Origin of the sequence: Aliivibrio kagoshimensis, assembly GCF_050337105.1 — a bacterium.
Classification (GTDB): domain Bacteria; phylum Pseudomonadota; class Gammaproteobacteria; order Enterobacterales; family Vibrionaceae; genus Aliivibrio_A; species Aliivibrio_A kagoshimensis.
The window spans coordinates 1-19,900 of the sequence record NZ_JAKJSQ010000065.1; the positions used below are offsets into that span (position 1 = coordinate 1).

15 protein-coding genes, 4 tRNA genes, 1 other RNA gene and 1 pseudogene are annotated in these 19,900 nt (G+C 44.4%); 9 read left to right on the forward strand and 12 right to left on the reverse strand.

Annotated elements, in window-relative coordinates; genetic code table 11:
- A partial coding sequence (locus tag L4C32_RS16835; RefSeq protein ID WP_428198059.1) for a sensor domain-containing diguanylate cyclase occupies positions 1-925 on the forward strand: 925 nt, incomplete at its 5' end.
- Positions 926-937: 12 nt separating this feature from the next.
- Here L4C32_RS16835 and L4C32_RS16840 read toward each other — a convergent pair.
- Together L4C32_RS16840 and L4C32_RS16845 are read right to left on the reverse strand one after the other, a co-directional pair.
- Positions 938-1,654 (reverse strand): PilZ domain-containing protein, encoded by a 717-nt coding sequence (locus L4C32_RS16840; protein ID WP_428198060.1) that lies wholly within the window; start codon positions 1,652-1,654, stop codon positions 938-940.
- 604 nt (positions 1,655-2,258) lie between these two features.
- On the reverse strand, positions 2,259-2,774 hold the full coding sequence (locus tag L4C32_RS16845; RefSeq protein WP_428198061.1) for a DUF2913 family protein: 516 nt from the start codon (positions 2,772-2,774) through the stop codon (positions 2,259-2,261).
- Positions 2,775-2,802: 28 nt separating this feature from the next.
- Between L4C32_RS16845 and L4C32_RS16850 the strand changes: the two are divergent.
- A pseudogene (locus tag L4C32_RS16850) lies at positions 2,803-3,252 on the forward strand (transposase); the annotation flags it as partial.
- Here the strand turns inward: L4C32_RS16850 and L4C32_RS16855 are convergent.
- The 3 genes from L4C32_RS16855 to L4C32_RS16865 form a co-directional block, all read right to left on the reverse strand.
- Positions 3,227-3,451: a hypothetical protein gene (locus tag L4C32_RS16855; RefSeq protein ID WP_428198073.1), complete on the reverse strand. Its 225-nt coding sequence runs from the start codon at positions 3,449-3,451 to the stop codon at positions 3,227-3,229. The pseudogene L4C32_RS16850 and the gene L4C32_RS16855 sit on opposite strands and share 26 nt — an antisense overlap.
- 958 nt (positions 3,452-4,409) lie before the next feature.
- An RNA gene (gene ffs, locus L4C32_RS16860) (signal recognition particle sRNA small type) lies at positions 4,410-4,506 on the reverse strand.
- 129 nt (positions 4,507-4,635) lie between these two features.
- Positions 4,636-5,373 carry a VP0952 family biofilm-associated protein gene (locus L4C32_RS16865; protein WP_428198062.1) on the reverse strand — a complete coding sequence of 246 codons (738 nt, stop codon included), beginning with the start codon at positions 5,371-5,373 and terminating at the stop codon, positions 4,636-4,638.
- Between the two features lie 125 nt (positions 5,374-5,498).
- Here L4C32_RS16865 and L4C32_RS16870 point away from each other — a divergent pair, with 125 nt between their 5' ends.
- Positions 5,499-5,837 (forward strand): MGMT family protein, encoded by a 339-nt coding sequence (locus L4C32_RS16870; protein ID WP_428198063.1) that lies wholly within the window; start codon positions 5,499-5,501, stop codon positions 5,835-5,837.
- On the opposite strand, the gene L4C32_RS16875 is transcribed toward L4C32_RS16870, so the two are convergent.
- Complete coding sequence (locus L4C32_RS16875) at positions 5,834-6,253, reverse strand: YbaY family lipoprotein (protein ID WP_428198064.1); 420 nt, start codon at positions 6,251-6,253, stop codon at positions 5,834-5,836. The genes L4C32_RS16870 and L4C32_RS16875 overlap by 4 nt on opposite strands.
- A 121-nt stretch (positions 6,254-6,374) precedes the next feature.
- Between L4C32_RS16875 and tesB the strand changes: the two genes are divergently transcribed.
- Positions 6,375-7,238 (forward strand): acyl-CoA thioesterase II, encoded by an 864-nt coding sequence (gene tesB / locus L4C32_RS16880; RefSeq protein WP_428198065.1) that lies wholly within the window; start codon positions 6,375-6,377, stop codon positions 7,236-7,238.
- A 19-nt stretch (positions 7,239-7,257) separates the two neighbouring features.
- On the opposite strand, the gene L4C32_RS16885 is transcribed toward tesB, so the two are convergent.
- From L4C32_RS16885 to L4C32_RS16895, 3 genes are read right to left on the reverse strand one after another with little or no spacing between them, the layout of a single operon-like run.
- Positions 7,258-9,021: a SmdB family multidrug efflux ABC transporter permease/ATP-binding protein gene (locus tag L4C32_RS16885; protein WP_428198066.1), complete on the reverse strand. Its 1,764-nt coding sequence runs from the start codon at positions 9,019-9,021 to the stop codon at positions 7,258-7,260.
- Positions 9,021-10,760, reverse strand: coding sequence for an ABC transporter transmembrane domain-containing protein (locus L4C32_RS16890; RefSeq protein ID WP_428198067.1), 1,740 nt, complete (start codon positions 10,758-10,760; stop codon positions 9,021-9,023). Before L4C32_RS16890 ends, L4C32_RS16885 begins: the two co-directional genes overlap by 1 nt.
- A gap of 10 nt (positions 10,761-10,770) precedes the next feature.
- The gene (locus tag L4C32_RS16895) at positions 10,771-11,232 is read right to left on the reverse strand and encodes an Lrp/AsnC family transcriptional regulator (protein WP_428198068.1); all 462 of its coding nucleotides are present in this window, start codon (positions 11,230-11,232) and stop codon (positions 10,771-10,773) included.
- Between the two features lie 162 nt (positions 11,233-11,394).
- On the opposite strand from L4C32_RS16895, the gene queC reads away from it, so the two are divergent.
- On the forward strand, positions 11,395-12,048 hold the full coding sequence (gene queC, locus L4C32_RS16900; protein ID WP_428198069.1) for a 7-cyano-7-deazaguanine synthase QueC: 654 nt from the start codon (positions 11,395-11,397) through the stop codon (positions 12,046-12,048).
- A 62-nt stretch (positions 12,049-12,110) separates the two neighbouring features.
- Here the strand turns inward: queC and L4C32_RS16905 are convergent, their stop codons facing one another.
- Positions 12,111-15,224: a multidrug efflux RND transporter permease subunit gene (locus L4C32_RS16905; protein ID WP_428198070.1), complete on the reverse strand. Its 3,114-nt coding sequence runs from the start codon at positions 15,222-15,224 to the stop codon at positions 12,111-12,113.
- The gene (locus L4C32_RS16910) at positions 15,224-16,300 is read right to left on the reverse strand and encodes an efflux RND transporter periplasmic adaptor subunit (protein ID WP_428198071.1); all 1,077 of its coding nucleotides are present in this window, start codon (positions 16,298-16,300) and stop codon (positions 15,224-15,226) included. Before L4C32_RS16910 ends, L4C32_RS16905 begins: the two co-directional genes overlap by 1 nt.
- 209 nt (positions 16,301-16,509) lie before the next feature.
- Here L4C32_RS16910 and L4C32_RS16915 point away from each other — a divergent pair.
- The 4 genes from L4C32_RS16915 (at position 16,510) to L4C32_RS16930 (ending at position 17,038) form a co-directional block, all read left to right on the forward strand.
- Positions 16,510-16,594 (forward strand) — tRNA-Tyr (locus tag L4C32_RS16915).
- A gap of 63 nt (positions 16,595-16,657) precedes the next feature.
- Positions 16,658-16,742, forward strand: a tRNA-Tyr gene (locus L4C32_RS16920).
- A gap of 63 nt (positions 16,743-16,805) precedes the next feature.
- Positions 16,806-16,890: transfer RNA gene (locus tag L4C32_RS16925), tRNA-Tyr, on the forward strand.
- Positions 16,891-16,953: 63 nt separating this feature from the next.
- Positions 16,954-17,038: transfer RNA gene (locus L4C32_RS16930), tRNA-Tyr, on the forward strand.
- A 118-nt stretch (positions 17,039-17,156) separates the two neighbouring features.
- Here L4C32_RS16930 and L4C32_RS16935 read toward each other — a convergent pair.
- Positions 17,157-19,900, reverse strand: a 2,744-nt coding sequence (locus tag L4C32_RS16935) for a DUF6701 domain-containing protein (protein ID WP_428198072.1), incomplete at its 5' end; no start/stop codon positions are given.

Consider the following 19,900-nt stretch of genomic DNA (forward strand, 5'->3'; position numbering starts at 1 on the left):
CGTGATGAGTGAGGGGATAAAAATGAGAGTGTTAAGCGACATCGAAACTTTTCTTCAGTTCCTTGGTGACGCGGTGCTCGTCACAGATAAAAACTCCAATATTATTTTTGCCAATACCCCGTGCCTAGAGTTGTTTGGTTACACGCAATCACAATTTGAGACCCTCTCTGTCAGTGATTTAGTGTGTCCCGATGTTAAAATGCACCACGGAGATAAAGTTAAATCCTATATTGATAAAAAATCCCACCCAAAAGTGATGATGTCTCGAAATGTGATGCCATGCGTAGATTCCGCTGGAGACCGATTTCATGCACGGATATCCATTGCCACAATGACCATTAATAACGAAGCATGTGGTATCGCCATCATTCAAGATTATTCATTGGTGCACGATAAGATGGAAGAGTTAGAGAGTGACGCCAATACGGATAATTTAACGGGAGCTCACAACCAACGGTATCTAGAAGAAGTCGTTAACGGCCTGTATCGCTCCATATGGCCATCCCAATCAGTTGGTATGATATTCTTCGACTTAAATAAGTTTAAACCCATCAATGACACCTACGGCCATGACGCGGGTGATTATATTTTGAAAAAGATAACCGAGCGGTTAGAGAGTAAATTAAGAACTACCGACTTATTATTTCGTGTGGGCGGCGATGAGTTTATTATTTTATTCAAAGTGTCCAACCAGGGACACTATCAATCCGTGTTAAAATCCATTGCCATCAAAATCAGCAAAATCATCTCAAGGCCAATATTCATCCCTGGAAACGACTTGTTTTTGAATGTGAATGCCAGCATTGGCGTAGGTATATACCCAAATGATACCGAGCAGATGCAGGAGCTAATCTCACTGACAGATAAAGCGATGTATGAGTCCAAGTTTCGCGGTGCTACTTTTTATCTTGTCAGCGATCTATAATCGTCAACTATTCTAACTTGGAAAGCACATTTTAGAACCATCAAATATTAGTCTGGCAAGCAGGGTGTTTATCTCTTCTGAGCTCGCCTCGTTAAAACGTACACCATAGGAGGTTACTCCCCCCTTGGTGAATGAATTGCATATATCACCTCCGAGCACACTGACTACCTCATCGGAGTTTTTTCTCATCACTTTGATTTGAACTATATCTTGCTTCTCAAAGGTCGAATCGGAGCTATCGATAGCAAAATTGCACCCGCTGTTAGAGAGGTCGCGCAACTCTACGTTCACGTGGGCGTCATCTTTTGACACTAAAGCGTTCATCGCAACTTCAAAACGGGGCTCATTTCGAAGCTGGTGCAGCCTCATGGTTTTAGGCATCGCTAAGACCATAAGAGCCGCTGGTCGCTGCAAAATTTCTGTGATTTGAGATCTAAAGATGATAATCGACCCCTCACCTTGGTCAGAGATGGCTTTTACCGTCAGTGTGAAACCCTCCTGAAAGAACTCCTCAACCATCTCTTTACTGATTGTGGGCAGCTTTAATAAAAGGTAACTCAATGAATCTGAGCCAATAAAAAACGTATTACACTTTAGCTTTTTACCAAGAGGGGTAGTTACCGATACATGCACCAGAGAGCTTTTGAATATCATACTGAGCCCTAAGGGACCTAGTGTAATTCTTTCCCTGTCGTATTTCATTGCATCAAGCTCATTCGGCGTCTTCATATTCCCTCCTATCACCTTAGTACATCTCAATAATAGAGCAGTTTAGATGAATGACAAATAAGCAGTAAGAGTCTGTGCGCAAGACGCATAGACAGTAATAGCCACATTCATCCAATTGATTTTGTTATAAATAAAAATAACAGTAAAAAAAGACTGAGTGATTGTTGAATAATAATAAAAACCGACACAATACTAAATAAAGTCATGATGTGAGGCTTGTATGGCGGTTCGAAATAATACAACAAAGATTGTACACAAGGGTAAAAAAGGAAGTAACACGGGGTGCGGCATTAATACCAATAAGCATCACACCATGTGGGTATCGTCCATTGAAGAAGTGACGTGCGACAGACCTGGCTGCAAACCTAAACTCTGGTGGCTCTTAACGCCATAAAGCTTTGCGTATCGCCTTCACTGCTATAGACAATGAGAAGGCCAGTAAGGCCGCTAAGAAACCACTGCTCAATAACACCCAATTGTGTCCTTAGCGCTCCAAAACGATAAGCAGGCAGAATAAATCAGTTGTAATCAAATTATTACAAAGAGCCAATCGACAACTGCAATGTCGAGAGGTGGGTGCTTTTCGATGTGGACACATGCTCTGCTATAAACGGTCCCCCTGATTGTTGATTAATTCAACCAAATGCTGTGGTTCATCCACAATGATGTAAACCGGCAAAGGTGTAGTGAGTTCGTTGTCGTCATTAAAGCAGTGATTAACCCGCTCTGCACTGGTGTAAATAATCCCCTTTTCCCGCTCCCTTTCAGGAACATCAAGCGCCGATGCAAACCCGTGCTTCTCAAAAAGATAAGTGAGTAACACATAGAAATGCTCAGTATCAGAAAAATGCTCCTTGGATAGTGGGTGAAATGTATGCAGCTCCCATAACTTCAATTCAACATTCTTGCCTTTACGAGCCATCATGATGAGTGTTTTTAAATCTTTTTTGATACTCGCGTTATCAGGTAGCGCCATTCGCTTTTTTATGAATTTTATGAGTAGTTCATTGTGTTTTTTAACAGAAACAAAACGAGGAGGTATATCGATATAACAGTATAAGTAAAGCAAGGTAAGGGTAATAAATGCCGTGAAGGTTTGATGATATTCTTGATTTTTCATAATGCTCAATGTTAGGTGTATCGTTTAAGTTGGGGCTGGCCGAAAAGTATCGGATGCCTGTCGTGAATACGGTATTTCAGATGCTACGTATTGTAACTGGAAAGCCAAATACGGCGGTATGGATAGCTCGGATATCAAACGATTGAAAGAGCTTGAAGAGGAGAACCGCCGCTTAAAGCAAATGTATGCAGATTTGAGCTTGGATCACTCCATTCTCAAAGACGTTATCGAAAAAAAGCTGTAAAGCCATCGGTTCGCCGTGAGCTGGTTGACTATGTGAAACAAGAACATGGGATCAGTCTGCGCAGAGCTTGCCGAGTTGTTGGCATTAGTGATTCAGTTTATCGATATAAGCCAGATCTCCACCGTGATGATGAGGTCATTGATGCACTTCAAAAAGCGGTTGTTAAACCTGAATATGCGTCGACGTGGTAAGAAGCGATTACCGACTCTCAATCCAATGCCGCTGAGCGTCCCTGAGCAAGAGTATTCCTCGTATCTGCTTTAGCATTGTAGACATCAACAATCCAACGGTGCAATTCCTCAACAAATACACTAAAGCGCATAACTGCATCTTTTTCTGGTTTATAATCTTCTTTTTCAAGCATATTAGAAAATGTTTTATCAGGAACCCAGCCGACCATACCTTGAATTATTTCACGAAACTTTCTCTCCACAAAAGGTTTTAACCATGGCTTTCACTGAAAGCTTTATGCCATCGTAATAACGTCTTATAGCGTGGCTTGCTGAGAGATGTTTTATAGATATGTTCGTCAATCAATGAGTTGAGATTTTTGGGAGTCCAACCACCCTTGAGATCTTTATGAACCAAACAAAGCAATCTATACCGTTATAGCGCTTTTTCTTTTTCTTCAGGTGGGAATGAATCCAAATCTCGTTCATAAGTCTTTGTGTTATTTAACGCATTATACTGGAGTTGGGGGTGTTTCGTCTCAGGCCGTGACAAAAAGTTCTGTTCTGCATCTTCAGAATATATAGGGTCGAACTCATCCTTAAAATGCCGACTCATTTAGTTAACCGAAATAATGCTATTTTCATTTATCATCTCTAAGTCAAAGTCTGTTCTCGCTTTTCCAACAGAAATCAATCGAAGAACTGAAGCAACAACCTCTCCTATAGAAGAACTTAGTCTTTGGGCTAGCTCATAAATTTTGATAGTTTTTGAAATCAGCAGCTCTTCAAGTACAGTGTCAGTTAACGGATTCCCTTCAATACACCCGCTGTAACGATGTACCAGTTCACTATTCTTAAGGAAATAGTCCGTTCTTATTTGCCTGTCTGTAACTAATACCAGATCAAAACCAAGCTTTTTTGCTGCGTGCTGCGTGCTTGAAACTTCAGTTTAAATTCTTTGCTTAATGTCTTTGAGTAGGGTTTTATTTCAATAAAGCTATAGCAACCATCGCACATAATCGTACCTTTGTTCTTAGTACTAGCGAACTTATAAATATTTTTGTTAGGGGAAGGTTTACGAAGATTACGAATATATATACGCGTCCCTGAATGTTGTAAAAAAACAACTAAATCAAGTGTAGGACACTTTATGGATTTTAAAAGGATATGTTATGATTTTTTTTTGGACACGATATAGTTTCAGCTACCCATGTTGGGTGGAAGCCCCAGCCACATCCCGGCACACACGACGCCTGCTGCGGCTGCTTCCTTCCGGATCTGACCGAGTTCACAAGTTAGTGTTGCGAGAGGACCAGAGCCTCCATAGATTTGTTGCACTGCCTAAGCAGATGAAAAGATTATCCGTGATGCTCGATATGAATGCAAGGCTAAACAAGCAAAAATGAACTGATTGCTTGTTTATTATACCGTTAGCCTCTTTTTATGATTACTGGTCCTCGCCCTCTCCGACATACATCATAAAATCGGTCGCCCATCCTGAAATCAAAATCATAAACCAAGAGATCAACACCGGATTGGGGACCTCATACTGCGGTAAGACCACAAAGGTAGCGAACGCGATCACCGGCAGCAGCCATGAGAGCGATGATGACCATTTCACATTTTTAGAAGTGGAAATGGATTGCATGCTAACAATAATACCCGTCACACATAGCATTGCTAAGGCAGCATGCGTCATTCCTGCCATGCATAATGGGATAACCACCAGCAACGGTAACCATAGATTGCCATCAATTTTTCGCCAGCTTCTTGCGGCAAACCATACCATAATGACCGCGGCGATTTGAATAAGCGTATAGACGGGTTTTCCGCCTAGGTTGCCTTCGTACTGCAGCGCAATAATCCCAGCTTCCATCGCCAGAATCACGGCGGTTAACATGCCAACCACCTCTTTACTGCTTTTGTAGGAGTAAACCACCATAAAGAGAGGCAGCAGTGTCCATACACTAATAGATAGAGCAAGAGGTTGATAAGGGAGAACCAGCGCATAGAGGCCTAATGCGAACAGAAGTAACCAAGCGGCTGCTCGTCCTTTTGGCAACAGCCAGAGTGCCGGAATGGCGAATGCGAGCGGTGGGATCTCTCCCCCACTGATGCCTAGCGCGCTAACTCCAACGACTGCTAAGACAAGGGTAATTAATACCTGAACTATAGAAAATGACATAATACACTCCCTGCAAATATGCTTTGCGTATTCATTTTTTTCTGTTGAATATTTACTATCTTCCTAATTAGTTTACTATTTAATATACATTTCACTTATATTTCAGTATAGCAAACTTACAGACAATGACTGAATTTGAACTTCAAATATTTGCAGCTATTCACCAAATTCCTAAAGGCAATGTCGCCACATATGGTGATATCGCTAAGCTAGCGGGATATAGCAACTACGCTCGTCAAGTGGGTAAAGTTCTCTCTCGATTGCCTTCAGATACAAAATTGCCCTGGTTTAGAGTGATCAATTCCCGTGGTTTTGTTTCGTTAACTGGCAAGGATTTGATTCGGCAGCGAAATCAGCTAATTGAAGATGGTGTTGAAGTATCAAACGAGGGAAAGGTGAACTTAAAACGGTATAGATGGAGCGCCGGAAACCAGCGCTCTAATTTAGCTAGACCTAATGATTAGTGACTTACACCCACTAGACGAAGATCTTGCTGATGCGTTGAGTCAGCATCGGTGATCACCCCATAAGATGTATCCGCCGTAAAACGTAACTTCCCATCTATCTCAATTTTTGCTCGAACACTGTAACGGTGATTAGCAATGATGTCGGCTGGGTTATACTGCAAAGAGTAATTAAATGGCACTTGTTTGCCTTCGGTCTTAAAGCTCTGCGTTGCGAGTACAATTGATAATGCATCAGCACGGGAAATATCTTCCAGCACGACAGTCACAACGGCATTAGCTGGCATTGCGATACGCTCACGGTAGCTTATAGTGCCCTCTACCGTTTTCATGCTCATCTCACTGCTTGTTGTTGTACAACCGACCATTACCGCACTCATCACCAGTGACATAATCATTAATAGTATTTTTTTCATTGTAGTTCTCGCAAAAATAAATTCGAGCCAAGTATAGGCATTGCTTGCATTTGTGTCTTGTTTTAAGAGAAGATTTGACAATGAATTGACGCAGCGTTCTCAATAGTTAGGCTAAATAATCATGAACAACACTTTAAATGAACTACTTGATTTATTGCAACTGGAAACCTTAGAGCAGGGGTTATTTCGAGGTCAAAGCGAACATTTAGGCTTGCCACAAGTGTATGGTGGTCAAGTGGTTGGTCAGGCCCTTTCTGCGGCACGATACACAGTTGAGAGTGACAGAATGGTTCACTCTTTTCACAGCTACTTTCTCTACCCTGGCGATCCGCAAAAGCCCATCATTTATGATGTCGAAACGCTTAGAGATGGTCGCAGCTTTAGTACGAGACGTGTGAAAGCGGTGCAAAATGGTCGCCCTATTTTCTACCTTACGGCCTCGTACCATGGTGAGGAGCCGGGATTTGAGCATCAGTCTGAAATGCCCGATATTGCTGGTCCTGAGAACTATCGCTCTGAAACTGAGTTAGCCAATGCCATTAAATCGCAGCTTCCCCCTCAAGTTCAAAAGATATTCTGTACCGAAAAACCAATTGAAGTGCGCCCAGTCACCGTGATTAACCCACTTAAACCACATAAAGCCGAAGGTAAACAGTACCTGTGGATCAAAGCTAATGGTGAACTGCCAACCGATCAGCTGATCCATCAATATATGTTGGCTTACGCCTCGGATTGGGGATTTTTGGTCACCGCACTGCACCCTCACTCGGTCAGTCTGTTAACCCCAGGATTCAAAGTGGCCACTATCGATCATTCGATGTGGTTCCACCGCCCATTCAAGATGGATGAGTGGTTACTGTTTGCTATCGAAAGCCCTAATGCCAGCGGCTCAAGAGGGCTAGTGCGTGGTGAGATATTTAATCAGCAAGGCCAACTGGTGGCCTCGGCGATTCAAGAGGGATTAATGCGTCAAACAAAAAGCTAATCTATTCGATAACGCATGATTAGACAGGCTCTGGTGACTCTTCCAACTGATGTAAGTGTTCACCAACTTGTTGAAGTTTGTGCATCTGCCAATAGCGCCCTTGCTGCGCTATCAAGGCTTTATGTGAGCCTCGCTCTTCCAGCTTACCTTGATGCAGAACCAAAATTTCATCGGCATCCGCAATGGTAGAGAGTCGATGGGCAATCACCACTAAACTCAACTCTTCGCGCAGCGTAGATAAGGTTTTTTGAATTAATTGCTCGGTACCTGAATCAATATTCGCCGTCGCTTCATCCAAGATGAGTATTTTCGGCTTAGCAACCAAGACTCTTGCCAGGGCCAAAAGCTGCTTTTGACCGGCAGAGAGATTTACTTCACCCTGCCCTAGCTGAGTATTTAGTCCCTCAGATAATTGGTCAACGTATGCTGCAAGCCCGACTCGCTCTAAAGCGTCTTGAATCAATTCATCACTCACCGCTCTGCCTAACGCCACATTGTCACGCACCGACTCACTTAACACATGCGGGTCTTGCTGAACCATGGATATCCCCTCTTTTAAAGCCTGATGTGAGAGAGTGTTTAGCTCCCGATCATCAAGTTTTAAAGAGCCGTTCTCGGCTGGGTAGAATCCCATCAACAACGCAGCCAAGGTGCTTTTGCCACTGCCAGTATGACCCACCAAGGCCAAAAACCCCCGGTGAGGCAGTTCAAAGCTAATGTCATCAAGCACCTGCTGTTTACCGTCATAACTAAAACTGAGGCGGTTCACTGCAATCGCCCCCGAAGATAAACTACGTTGATCGTCTCCATAAGGCTGTTGTGGGGCATCCATCAAAGCAAACAGACGCTCACCGGCCACAATGGCTTGCTGCAGTAGTGAGAGCTGCTGTGTCATCTCAATCAACGGCTCAGTCACACGGCCTAAATAGCTAATAAAGGCATAGAGCACCCCAACCCCGACTAGCTCAACCCCATTGAAACCAAACACGGCAACCAGTGACAACAGTGCGATGCCAGATAGCAGATCGATTAAGGGCCTTAATAAGATGCCGTTCAGCTTAGTAATGCCAATTTCCGCATCAAGATGTTGCTGATTAAGATCTCCATACTCTTTTGAAAAACGCTTCTCTTGACGCATTAACTGAATCAAGCTCATGCCCTGTACGGATTCGCTCATGGTGGCGTTTAAATCGGCAAGCAGATCCCGAACACGGCCATAGGCACTGGCGCTGACTCGCTGATAAAAAACCATCACGATACAGATCACTGGGATCAATACCAAAACGACTAAGGTCAATCTCCAACTCAACAGAGTCATCACCACCAGCATGACTGATATCAGCGCCACATTGCGCATAGCAGTAGCCAACACCTGTACATAGAGATCTTTTAAGGTCTCAGTGTCATTGGTGATGCGAGAAACCAGTTTGCCAATTGGCGTGTAATCAAAAGCCGACAGCGGTTGATTGATGATAGAGCTATAGACCTGTTTCCTCACTTTTTGAACCACACCAATGGCTAGACGATTAAAGCGTAGCGACTGTTTGTAGTGCAACCATGCCGACGCCACTTGTAAAAAGACATACAGCAAAGCCAACCCGATTAACGTGGTTTGTGGGTAGTAATCTTTGGCTACATGATCATCTAAAAACACCTTAATGAGCCACGGGCCTGACACTTCGGCTAACACGGCCAATAACAACAATAGCGCCGCCATAGCTAACGCTTTAGGCTGACTGAATACGTAACGCAGCAGGCGAGATAAAATTTGTTTTCTGTTCATTACGCCTCCAACTCCGATACTAACATCTGATATTGATGCATTTCACTGTACCAACTGTTCTGATTGATTAGCTGCTGATGCGTCCCTTGTTCGGTTACATGCCCCTGGTTTAATACGATGATCTGATCCGCTTGTTCCAGCGCCGTTAAACGGTGCGCAATCACAATCACACTCTGTTTCCGCTCACTACGATGAAGATTAGACAAAATTTGGTGTTCGGTACGACCATCCACCGCAGAAAGCGCATCATCCAAAATTAGAATCGGCGCATCCAATAACAGAGCTCGTGCAATCGAGATCCGCTGCTTTTGCCCCCCTGATAATGTGATGCCTTTTTCACCCACCAAGGTTTCATAGCCCTGCTTGAACGTCATAATATCCTCATCAATACAGGCTAACTGAGCCGCATGTCTTATCTGTTCGCGTGTTGCATTGGGAAAACCTAAAGCAATATTGTCAGCGATCGAGCGTGAGAATAGGAACGGCGCTTGGCTCACCACTGCAAACGTAGAACGCCACATGCTTAAATCAGCGTGTTTAATCTCCACATCTCCTAGGTGGATCTCCCCCTCTTTGAGCTCCTGCAAACGTAGCAGAAGAGCAATCACTGACGATTTACCGCTGCCAACAGGTCCCGCTAACCCTAAGATTGAGCCCGGTTGTAGACCAAACGCAATCTGATGGAGTACCGGATGTTGCTGACTGTGCCAGCTGAAGTTTTTTACATCGACATGGAGAGTGGTTGAGTTCTGGGTTAATTCACTGCTACCAGAGACAATTTCAGGCTCCTCATCAAAAATAGTTTGCAGACGCTTCCATGCCGCTGAACCACGTTCGATAATATTAAACAGCCACGCGATGGCAAGCATCGGCCAGATCATCAACCCTTGATACAGAGTGAAGGCCGTTAAATCCCCCAAGGTTAAGGCTCCTTGAGAGACCATGTAACCCCCACCCGCGACACTCAAAAAGAAAGACATGCCTATGGTTGAATAGATCACAGGATCAAACTTAGCGTCCACTTCCGCTACCGCCATATTGTGTTCACCCGCTTGATCAGCAGCGGCATCAAAGTTAGCTTGCTGATGCTGCTCTAAACCAAACGAACGCACCATTCTGATGCCATTTAATGAGTCTTGTGTGGTTTCTGTTAAGGATGAGAACGCCGCTTGCGACGAAGAGAAACGACCATGCAGTTGTGAACCGAGTTTATTCACAAACAGCGCCATGATCGGCATTGGTAACAACGCGAGTAACGTCAACTCCCAACTGAGTTGTGTGGTCATCACAATCAACACAATGGCACCACTGATTAATGAGTCTGCTGCAGTAAGTACTCCCTCACCGGCTGTCATCACGACCGCGTTAACATCGTTGGTGGAACGGGCCATTAAGTCACCCGTTTTATAGCGCTCAAAAAAGCGAGGAGGATGCTTTGAAAAGTGCTTGAACAGTCGGTTACGTAGTACGGTTCCAAGTTCAGCTGCGGCACCAAACAGCCACACTCGCCACAAGACTCGGAGAAAATAGGAGAATAACCAAATACCTCCGATACCAAGAAGCGGTAACCACAGTTCACTCTGGTGCATGGTTCCATCAACAACTTGATCCACCACTTGACCAATGAGCTTTGGCGGAATCACCTCAAGCAGAGAGACCACGGTTAAGATCAGGATAGCGCCCAAATATTTGCGCCACTGGCGTTTAAAATACCAAAAAAGCTGTGCAAAAATTCGCATTGTTTCTCCGTTAACTGATAGGTAGAGCAGTGGTATATTTCAAGGGTTCCATCGCAAACGTAGAGGTCACATTGGTTAAACCATCAATACTATTGACCAATCGCTTATAGAAGAGATCAAACTGCTTCATATCAGCCACCAGCACTTTCATCATGTAATCGTACTCGCCTGCCATACGATAAAATTCCATCACTTCCGAGTAATCAGAAATAATTTCAACAAACTGCTGATACCACTCATGGGAGTGATCACTGGTTTTAATCTGCACAAACGCGGTAAAGGAGAGCCCTAACTTCTCAGGATTCAACAGAGCAACACGCTTGCTGATCACCCCAACCTCTTCCATTCTTTTAAGGCGCTTCCAACAGGGGGTTGTGGTTAAATTAACCGCTTCGGCTAAGTCCGCCAGAGAGAGTGTGCCATCTTGTTGCAGCAGCTGTAGCAGCTTCTTATCGACCCTATCCAATTCCATAATTTCCACCCTAAAAGAGAAAATTATTCTCTATATGTCGCTATATATGAGAATAATAGTAATGGTCAGTATAACGTGTAACAGAATCTATAAAACAGCTGATGTGGCTTTTTTGTATCCAGTGGCTTAAGATCCTCCCATTAGACCAAAAGGAATATCAAAATGAGCTCTGCAATTGTTGTTTTTAGTGGTGGTCAAGACTCCACAACCTGTTTGATTCAAGCCCTTACTCAATATGAGCACGTTCACTGCATCACTTTTGATTATGGCCAACGTCATAGCCAAGAAATTGATGTTGCCAAAAAAGTAGCTAAAGAGCTCGGCGCCGCATCGCATAAAGTGATGGATGTGAGTTTGCTTAATGAGTTGGCAATCAGCTCCTTAACCCGTGATAGCATTCCCGTATCCCATGTGTTAGATGAGAATGGGTTACCTAATTCGTTTGTCCCTGGTCGTAATATTCTGTTCCTTACCTTGGCGGGTATTTATGCCTACCAACTGGGCGCAGAATCTGTGATCACCGGTGTATGCGAAACCGATTTCTCCGGTTATCCCGATTGCCGTGATGAGTTCGTGAAATCAATCAATCAGTCATTGGTACTGGGAATGGACAGGCCGCTGAAAATTGAGACACCTCTGATGTGGCTGAATAAAGCGCAGACTTGGCAGCTAGCGGACTCATTTGGCAAGCTGGATTTTGTGCGTAACCACACCCTAACCTGCTATAACGGCATCATTGGAGATGGTTGCAAAGATTGCCCAGCATGCGAGTTAAGACAAAACGGGCTTGAAGAGTATTTATCAACCCAAAAGTAAACGAATGCGTTGATGTAGGTAGTAATGAAGCCAATATTAATATTGGCTTCATTACACGACGACTAACCGTGAGAGGCTCTCTGCTTCACATCCAGATCCAGCTCTTTTTCAAGCTCTGCTTCAACATAACCTGGAGAGTGAGTCGCTGCTGAGAGTAAGCGATACATCGCCGGAATAATAAACAGAGTAATCAGTGTCGCAAATGCCATCCCGAAGAACACCACAGTACCCACTGCAATTCGACTCTCCGAACCTGCTCCTGTTGACATAATCAACGGAATCGAGCCCGCCAAAGTGGTAAACGCTGTCATTAATATTGGACGTAAACGACGCGCAGCCGCATCAACTACAGCTTGTTCAAACTCCACTCCGCGATCGCGCAGTTGATTGGCAAACTCGACGATTAAAATGCCATTTTTGGTCACCATACCAATCAGCATGATCATCCCAATTTGGCTATAGATGTTCAGCCCTTGATTCATAAAGTAAAGCCCTAAAAAGCCCCCAAATACTCCCATTGGCACCGTAAACATCACGACTAATGGATTGATGAAGCTTTCAAACTGAGCGGCAAGCACTAGGTAGGCCACTAACAGCGCTAAACCAAATACAAACAGGATACTGCTTTGATTCTCTTTGTACTCTTTCGACTCTCCGCTATAAGCGACTGAAATGTCACTTGGCAGTAGCTCTATCGCTTTATCATCAAGAAAATTTAGCGCATCTCCTAAGGTATAACCGGCCGCCACCGTCCCACTTAACGTGATCGATTTCTGTTTGTTATTGTGCGAAAGGCGGTTGGCCGATGCGACTTCATCAATATGCGTAATGGTGTCTAAGGTAATAAGATCTCCAGAGGCGGAACGCATATAGATTTGACTTAAATCTCCCGCATTATTAAAGCTATTCTCATCCCCACGCAGATAAACATCGTACTCTTCACCACGCTCTATATAGGTAGTTGTACTGCTGCCACCAAGCATAATCTCTAACGTATTCGAGACCTCTTGTACGCTAATGCCTAGCGTTGCCGCACGCTCTTTATCAATGGTCACAACCAGTTCAGGTGTTTTTTCCGAGTAGTCTAGATCGGCCCCTGAAATAATGCCGCTGTTGTCAGACTCCTGTTGCAGTAGCTGTGCCCATTTTTGCAGTTCACTGTAATCTGAACCGCCGAGTACAAACTGCACCGGATCACTGGAGCTACCTCTAAATCCAGGCATCATAGGGCGAACCATCACATCAGGGATATCTTTTAGAGCTTTACTGACCATGCCTAACGCTTGCTGCGCACTGACGCTTCGGTCTGCCCAATCTTCCAACACCATGATAACAAAGCCAGTTTGGTCGCCGGCATTACCTCCAAAAGCCGGAGCTTGAGTACTAAAAGATTTAATAACGCCTTGACCCAATAGTGGCATCAGACGCTCTTCAACAATGTCCATGTTGGCGGTCATACGATTGTAACTGGTTCCTTCTGCTCCTTTAACAAACGCAAACAGAACCCCACGATCCTCTTTAGGTGCTAATTGCGAAGGAACCTGCTGCATGAGCCAGAAGCTGCCTGCAATACAGGCAGCAATAACCACAGGCGCGCCCCAACGAAACCGTACCGCTATCGTCACGACTCTTCGATATTGCAACTCTAAACGCTGAAACAGCGAATCCACTGCCCGATTAAATGCGTTGGGTTTAACATTCGCTTTCAATATTTTACTGCCGAGTACTGGGGTTAACGTCAGTGCGATCAACGAAGAGAAGATCACCGACATCGCCAATAACACGGAGAATTCAGTAAACAATAAACCGACCATGCCATCCATAAAAGAGATCGGCAGAAACACCATCACTAAGACTAATGTGGTTGCCACTACCGCAAAACCCACCTCACGAGTTCCCTTATAAGCAGCCAGCAATGGTTTCTCTCCACGCTCAATATGGTGGAAAATATTCTCTACCACCACAATGGCATCATCCACCACTAAGCCGATAGCAAGAATTAGCGCCATCAAGGTGATCAGGTTGATTGAAAAACCAAAATAGTAAGCGGCAATAAACGAAGAGATCAACGACACAGGTACGGTAATTGCCGGTATCAAGGTGGCACGAATTTGGCCAATAAAAATGTAAAGGACAAGGATAACTAAACCAGCAGTAATAAATAGCGTGTTATAAACTTCACTGATTGAGCGATCGATAAAAACCGTCGAATCATAATCGATCGCTAAACGGGCCCCTTCCGGCAAAAATTTTTGAATCTTGGCTACCTCATCATGTACCGCTGTCGCCACCTCCAGTGGATTGGCGTCCGATTGAGGAATAATGCCTAAGCTTAAATTCACCACGCCATCACTTTTGAACGATGAGTTTTCGTTTTCTGCACCAATCGACACCGTCGCCACATCTTTTAAGTAGATAGGGGTGCCATCACTAGCAGTACGGACCACTAAGTAATCAAAATCTTGAGGTTCATCATAGAGCCTTGCGGTGCGCACAGACATCACAGTGGTATCGTTACGGACTTCACCAGCAGGGTTTTCTACATTCTCTGCCTTCAAGGCACTAACAATGTCTGAGGTGGTAACCTGACGCCCCGCCATCTGCGTTGGCTCGAGTTTGACATACATGACCTTGTACAGACCGCCTGAGATATTAATGGAGCTGACGCCTGAAATAAGGCTAAATCTATCCTCGAGAACACGCTGTGCATAATCGGTTAACTGGGTTCGATCCATCTCAGTTGATGTCAGGTTGATGTACATCGACGCTTCACCTGAACCATTGTTTTTAGATACGATGGGATCGTCAGCTTCATCAGGCAGTGAACGCTGACCTTTGGCGACGGCATCACGAACATCACTCACCCCTTCAGTTAGGTTCCAACCTAAATCAAAAGTAATGGTAATACGCGACATGCCGTTTCGAGTGACGGAAGTGATTTCATCAATACCACTAATACCCGTTATTTGGTCTTCAAGTACCGCCGTTATCTGGCTCTCCATGATCGTGGCAGCGGCACCCTCATAACGAGTCATCACGGTCACCACAGGGCTCTCTACATCTGGCATCTCTCGCACGGCCAATTTGGTGAACGAGACGATGCCAAATACACATAACAGTAGACTAAATACAATCGCGACCACGGGGCGTTTTACTGCCGTATCAGAGATCCACATTAGTGACTCTCCTTGGCTGTCGTGCTAGATTGAGCAAGATCTTTCACTTTCATTCCGTCGCGCATGTTAACGAGTCCTTGCACTACTATTTTATCACCCAATGCGACGCCCTTTTCGATCAAAACCTGATCATCAATACGTGCCCCTAAGATCACCTCAGTTCGCTTGGCAATACCCTTCTCATTAATCACATAGACAAAACGCTTAGTGCCTGAATATTCAAGTGCTTGAACAGGAATAATCGCTTCACGGATCGCTGGGAATGCCATGGTGGCCGACATCATCATACCAGGTTTAAGCTGATTCTTTTTATTGGCAAACTCTACACGCACTCGCATATTCAAGGTCTCTTGATTAATACGAGAGTCTATCGCAACCACCTTGCCCTCAAACTGTTGGTTCTGCCACGCTTGGCTTACCGCAGTGACTTTCATGCCATTCGAGAGCAGAGAGAGGTAGCGTTCGGGCACTTGCAAATCAAGTTGCATCACTGATAAGTCATCAAGAGTCATAAGTTCAACGCCTGTTGAGACCATTTTTCCTCGGCTAAAATCGATTAAACCAATCGTTCCCGAAAAAGGTGCCGTTAGATTATGATGTTTAACATCTGTTTTGGCCGAGGCTAATCGAGCAGCAGCGATATCAACAATGGCAGCTTGACCATCCATTGCGGTTTTGGTCACTGCATTCTTTTTAACTAGCTTAGAATACTCTTTCAGCTTTCTCTGTTCGTCAGCCAGATACGCTTTCGCCTCTTTTAATGCTGCTTGCGCTTTTGCATCATCTAGCTGAAACAGAAGCTGCCCCTCTTTTACCTTCTGATTGGCGCTAACCTGAATCGTTTTGACTTTTCCAGATACCTCCGTCGCGATGTTGACTGACTTATCCGATTGCAGCTTACCGATTAACGAAATGGTTTGAGAAACTTGGTGTTCGGCTACGACATCGGTATAAACGGAAACCATGCGCTCACCGCCAGGTTTGTTCCCAGTACCCTTTGCAATAGAAGCAGAAGTAAATAGCAGTGTACTCATACAAACAACGATGGCTGGTGCCAACAAAAACCGTCTGGTCATTTTTTTACCCTTCAATAAATTCTGCCCCTATTTTACTGATTTATTCCTGCAATAGCGTAAATCAATGTAAAGCTCAGCAAAGTGAGTCAATTTTAGTGTAAAACATCGATACGAAACCAAAAGCGTTGAAAAAAAAACCACTTAAACCAAAAACAACAAAAATGTCTTTACAGCTCAAGCACGTTTGATATTATGCGCTCCGCACTTGTGGAGGGGTTCCCGAGTGGCCAAAGGGATCAGACTGTAAATCTGACGGCACTGCCTTCGATGGTTCGAATCCGTCCCCCTCCACCATYATTACAATTTAATTGCTCATCCTGTTTCACGCCGTAGCAGTTAATATAGAAAGAACCCTGTGGAGGGGTTCCCGAGTGGCCAAAGGGATCAGACTGTAAATCTGACGGCTCTGCCTTCGATGGTTCGAATCCGTCCCCCTCCACCATCATTACAAYTTRATTGCTCATCCTGTTTCAYGCCGTAGCAGTTAATATAGAAAGAACCCTGTGGAGGGGTTCCCGAGTGGCCAAAGGGATCAGACTGTAAATCTGACGGCTCTGCCTTCGATGGTTCGAATCCGTCCCCCTCCACCATCATTACAACTTGATTGCTCATCCTGTTTCACGCCGTAGCAGTCAATATAAAAAGAACCCTGTGGAGGGGTTCCCGAGTGGCCAAAGGGATCAGACTGTAAATCTGACGGCTCTGCCTTCGATGGTTCGAATCCGTCCCCCTCCACCATCATTTAAAAAGCCAGTTCCTCACGGAACTGGCTTTTTTGTACCCATTTTCTAAACCATCACGATGCCACTGGTGTTAACTCACTCGATGAGCTAACACCAAACAAATAAGCAACCACTTAATAGAACATCTCCTGCCAATAGATCACTCTATCAGAAGGTCGCTGAGTACCAAATATCGCTTGGGCTAATGGATTATTCTGATAGTTATTGCCAGCGCAATCTGAGTTAGTCCAGCAGTATTGTAACCAAGGAAAGTTAACCAGATCATTACTTACCAAGGTTGAGCCACTCTTGTCTCCGGACACTTTCAGTGCATAGACCCCTTCTGAAATATCCGTACTTTTATCAAAGACAAACCCGACACTCAGATCACTCGGTGTATCACTGCTGTGGGACATATCCTTATCCAATTGAGTGTCGGCATCATCCCAAAGGTTTACCTCAAAGGAGTCGCCATCCCAATACTCAATCTGCATGTCCATTGGCAGGTCGGTATTAGTTGGGCCGAAGGTATCTTTTATATTCAATCGGCCATATCGAAGTCCGATTTCACCACCAATATCTGCGGTGTCTTGCAACACTCCCGCTGATTTAAATTGTACGGCGTCTAACGCGCTGATTCGACTTAAGAACAGAGTACTCGACTCATAAGGCCCATCGGCACCTGTCGACTCTCTAGCTACCGCTAGTGTGTTCAAACCGGTAGCATTAATGATTTGTACTCCACCACTCCATATTGGTGTAAACACGCCTCCTGGAGCTATTGACTCCGGCATCACCAAACGGTTAGTTAAGGTACTGATTGGGTTGCCGGCGGTTCTGTCTTCTAGATTGAGTTCAATCGTATCTATGGCATAACCAGATTCATAATAGCTTAAGCGTCGACCATCAGCCCCTAAGGCTTCTAGCTGATAGGTTAACTCAATATCTGGTTTACCTAGATAAGTCCAGTAGCCTCCAGCGTTGGTAAAGTCAGTGGTCACCCCTTGACTGGTCAGTTCAAACCGGTCGGGATAAAAACGCCCCACTTCGGGTGTATTTACAGATAAATAATTAACGTTGGCTAAATCAAGATAATCCGTCACCATGAAATTCGCGTAGAAACTGCCAACTTCTCCATATTTAAAGCCATCTAAGTCAGCAACACCATTAGTAAATACAATATCAGTATCTGTTGGCAGCCTCAGCTGAGCAAGCTCTCCTGTTTTGTTTGCAGGACTTAATACAGCAACACCAACCAACATATCACCATCACTGGTGGTGAAGTTTTGTGTCACTAGGTTGTTACGTGCAGAATAGGCTTTCAGCAGAAAATCAAATGGCACTTCGGCGGCAACAAACCCACCACCACTCAAACTGTTTCCACCTGGGTTTAACTTTTTATCACTGCCACTGCTTATCTCTTCAATTTTCAGTTGGTAAGGAGTAAAAGTGACCGCTTTAGACTGCTTCCAGATGGAATCATTCGGGTTATGACCTGGAGGATCGTAGTAAGCTTCTAGACGGATTTTCCCAGCTTCATCATAATAGAAATCGGCCGTAGCAATACCACTGGAGAACTTTATCTTGGCATCATTGAAACCCGACTCATTAACAGCAGTCGTTTTGTTTCCCGACACGATGGAACCACTGGCCCGATTCACGACAGCGGATAAGTAACTCAGCTTAAAACCGATATCTTTATTGCCGTTGTATCGTTCGTTAATGGTACAAACGGGCACTCCACCAGAGCTTGTCTCGATTCGGGTTAATTTTAACTGGGAGGAGATACCCGCTCTATACCCTTGGCTATCGCTGCTGATCAGTTCTAGCGTAAACCCTTCACTGCCAAATTTCACTGTGCCTGACGTATCATTTTTGGTGATATCGTCCACCATCTCTGCATAAGCCGTCACTTCCATATCTTGATGGTATGACTCTATATATAAGCTTCTTGAGGTTTCGTCATTAAAGTTAACCAATAACCCTTGGTCACAACTCACTTTTCCAACGCCCGCTGGGTTGTCGGATAACCAGCACAGTTGACTTAAATCACCAATGGAAGAGATTTTAGATAGGGTAACATTCACATCACCAGTATAATTGGCTAAATCGTTATTGTTATAGCTATCGATAATATCAATATTGAAGGCGGATTTTTCACAAGTCAGCGGTGTTGATTGTAGAGTGTATATATCTACACCAAGACTTTCCGTGCCAGTAACTATGGCAATGCTGCCCATTTCAGAGGTATTTCTTCCTTCGTCATCGTCGTCATCATCATCATCGTCATCATCATCGTCATCATCATCGTCATCATCATCGTCGTCATCATCATCATCATCATCAGAACGTCTTCCAATCGCGATACCAGTAATTTTGCTTCCGATCGCGACATTTAGTCCATCTGGAATGGCAAACGTACAATCAAATTTAGCCGTTGAGTCAGAATAACAACTCCCAATAAAGTCAGTTCCATTAAGCGTGTGGTTAGTTGGAGAGCCTTCAGCAAGGTATATCTCTATGTCACTACCGCCAAATACTGACGAAGAGGGGCTTAATCCAATATAACCAGTAACATTGAGGTCTCCGGTAGAGGTCACTGAGGCTGTTTGAATCACCGGGAAATCTATACCTCGATTAGAGGTTGATGCAGCGAGATTATAACTTCCGTCATTAGGGTTAATGTGCCCAAGATGCTCAGCCCCTCTTAAATCAATTGAGATACCCCGCGTTCCTCTGAAACTGTTTTCAGAAATATAGTTGCCATTACCATAGTAGACTCGAATGGCAGAGACGTGGAAAGTGTGACTTCCATCACTGCGGTGATCATCACCTGCATTAATAAACGTATTTTTGGTGATTTCATTATTATTTGAAT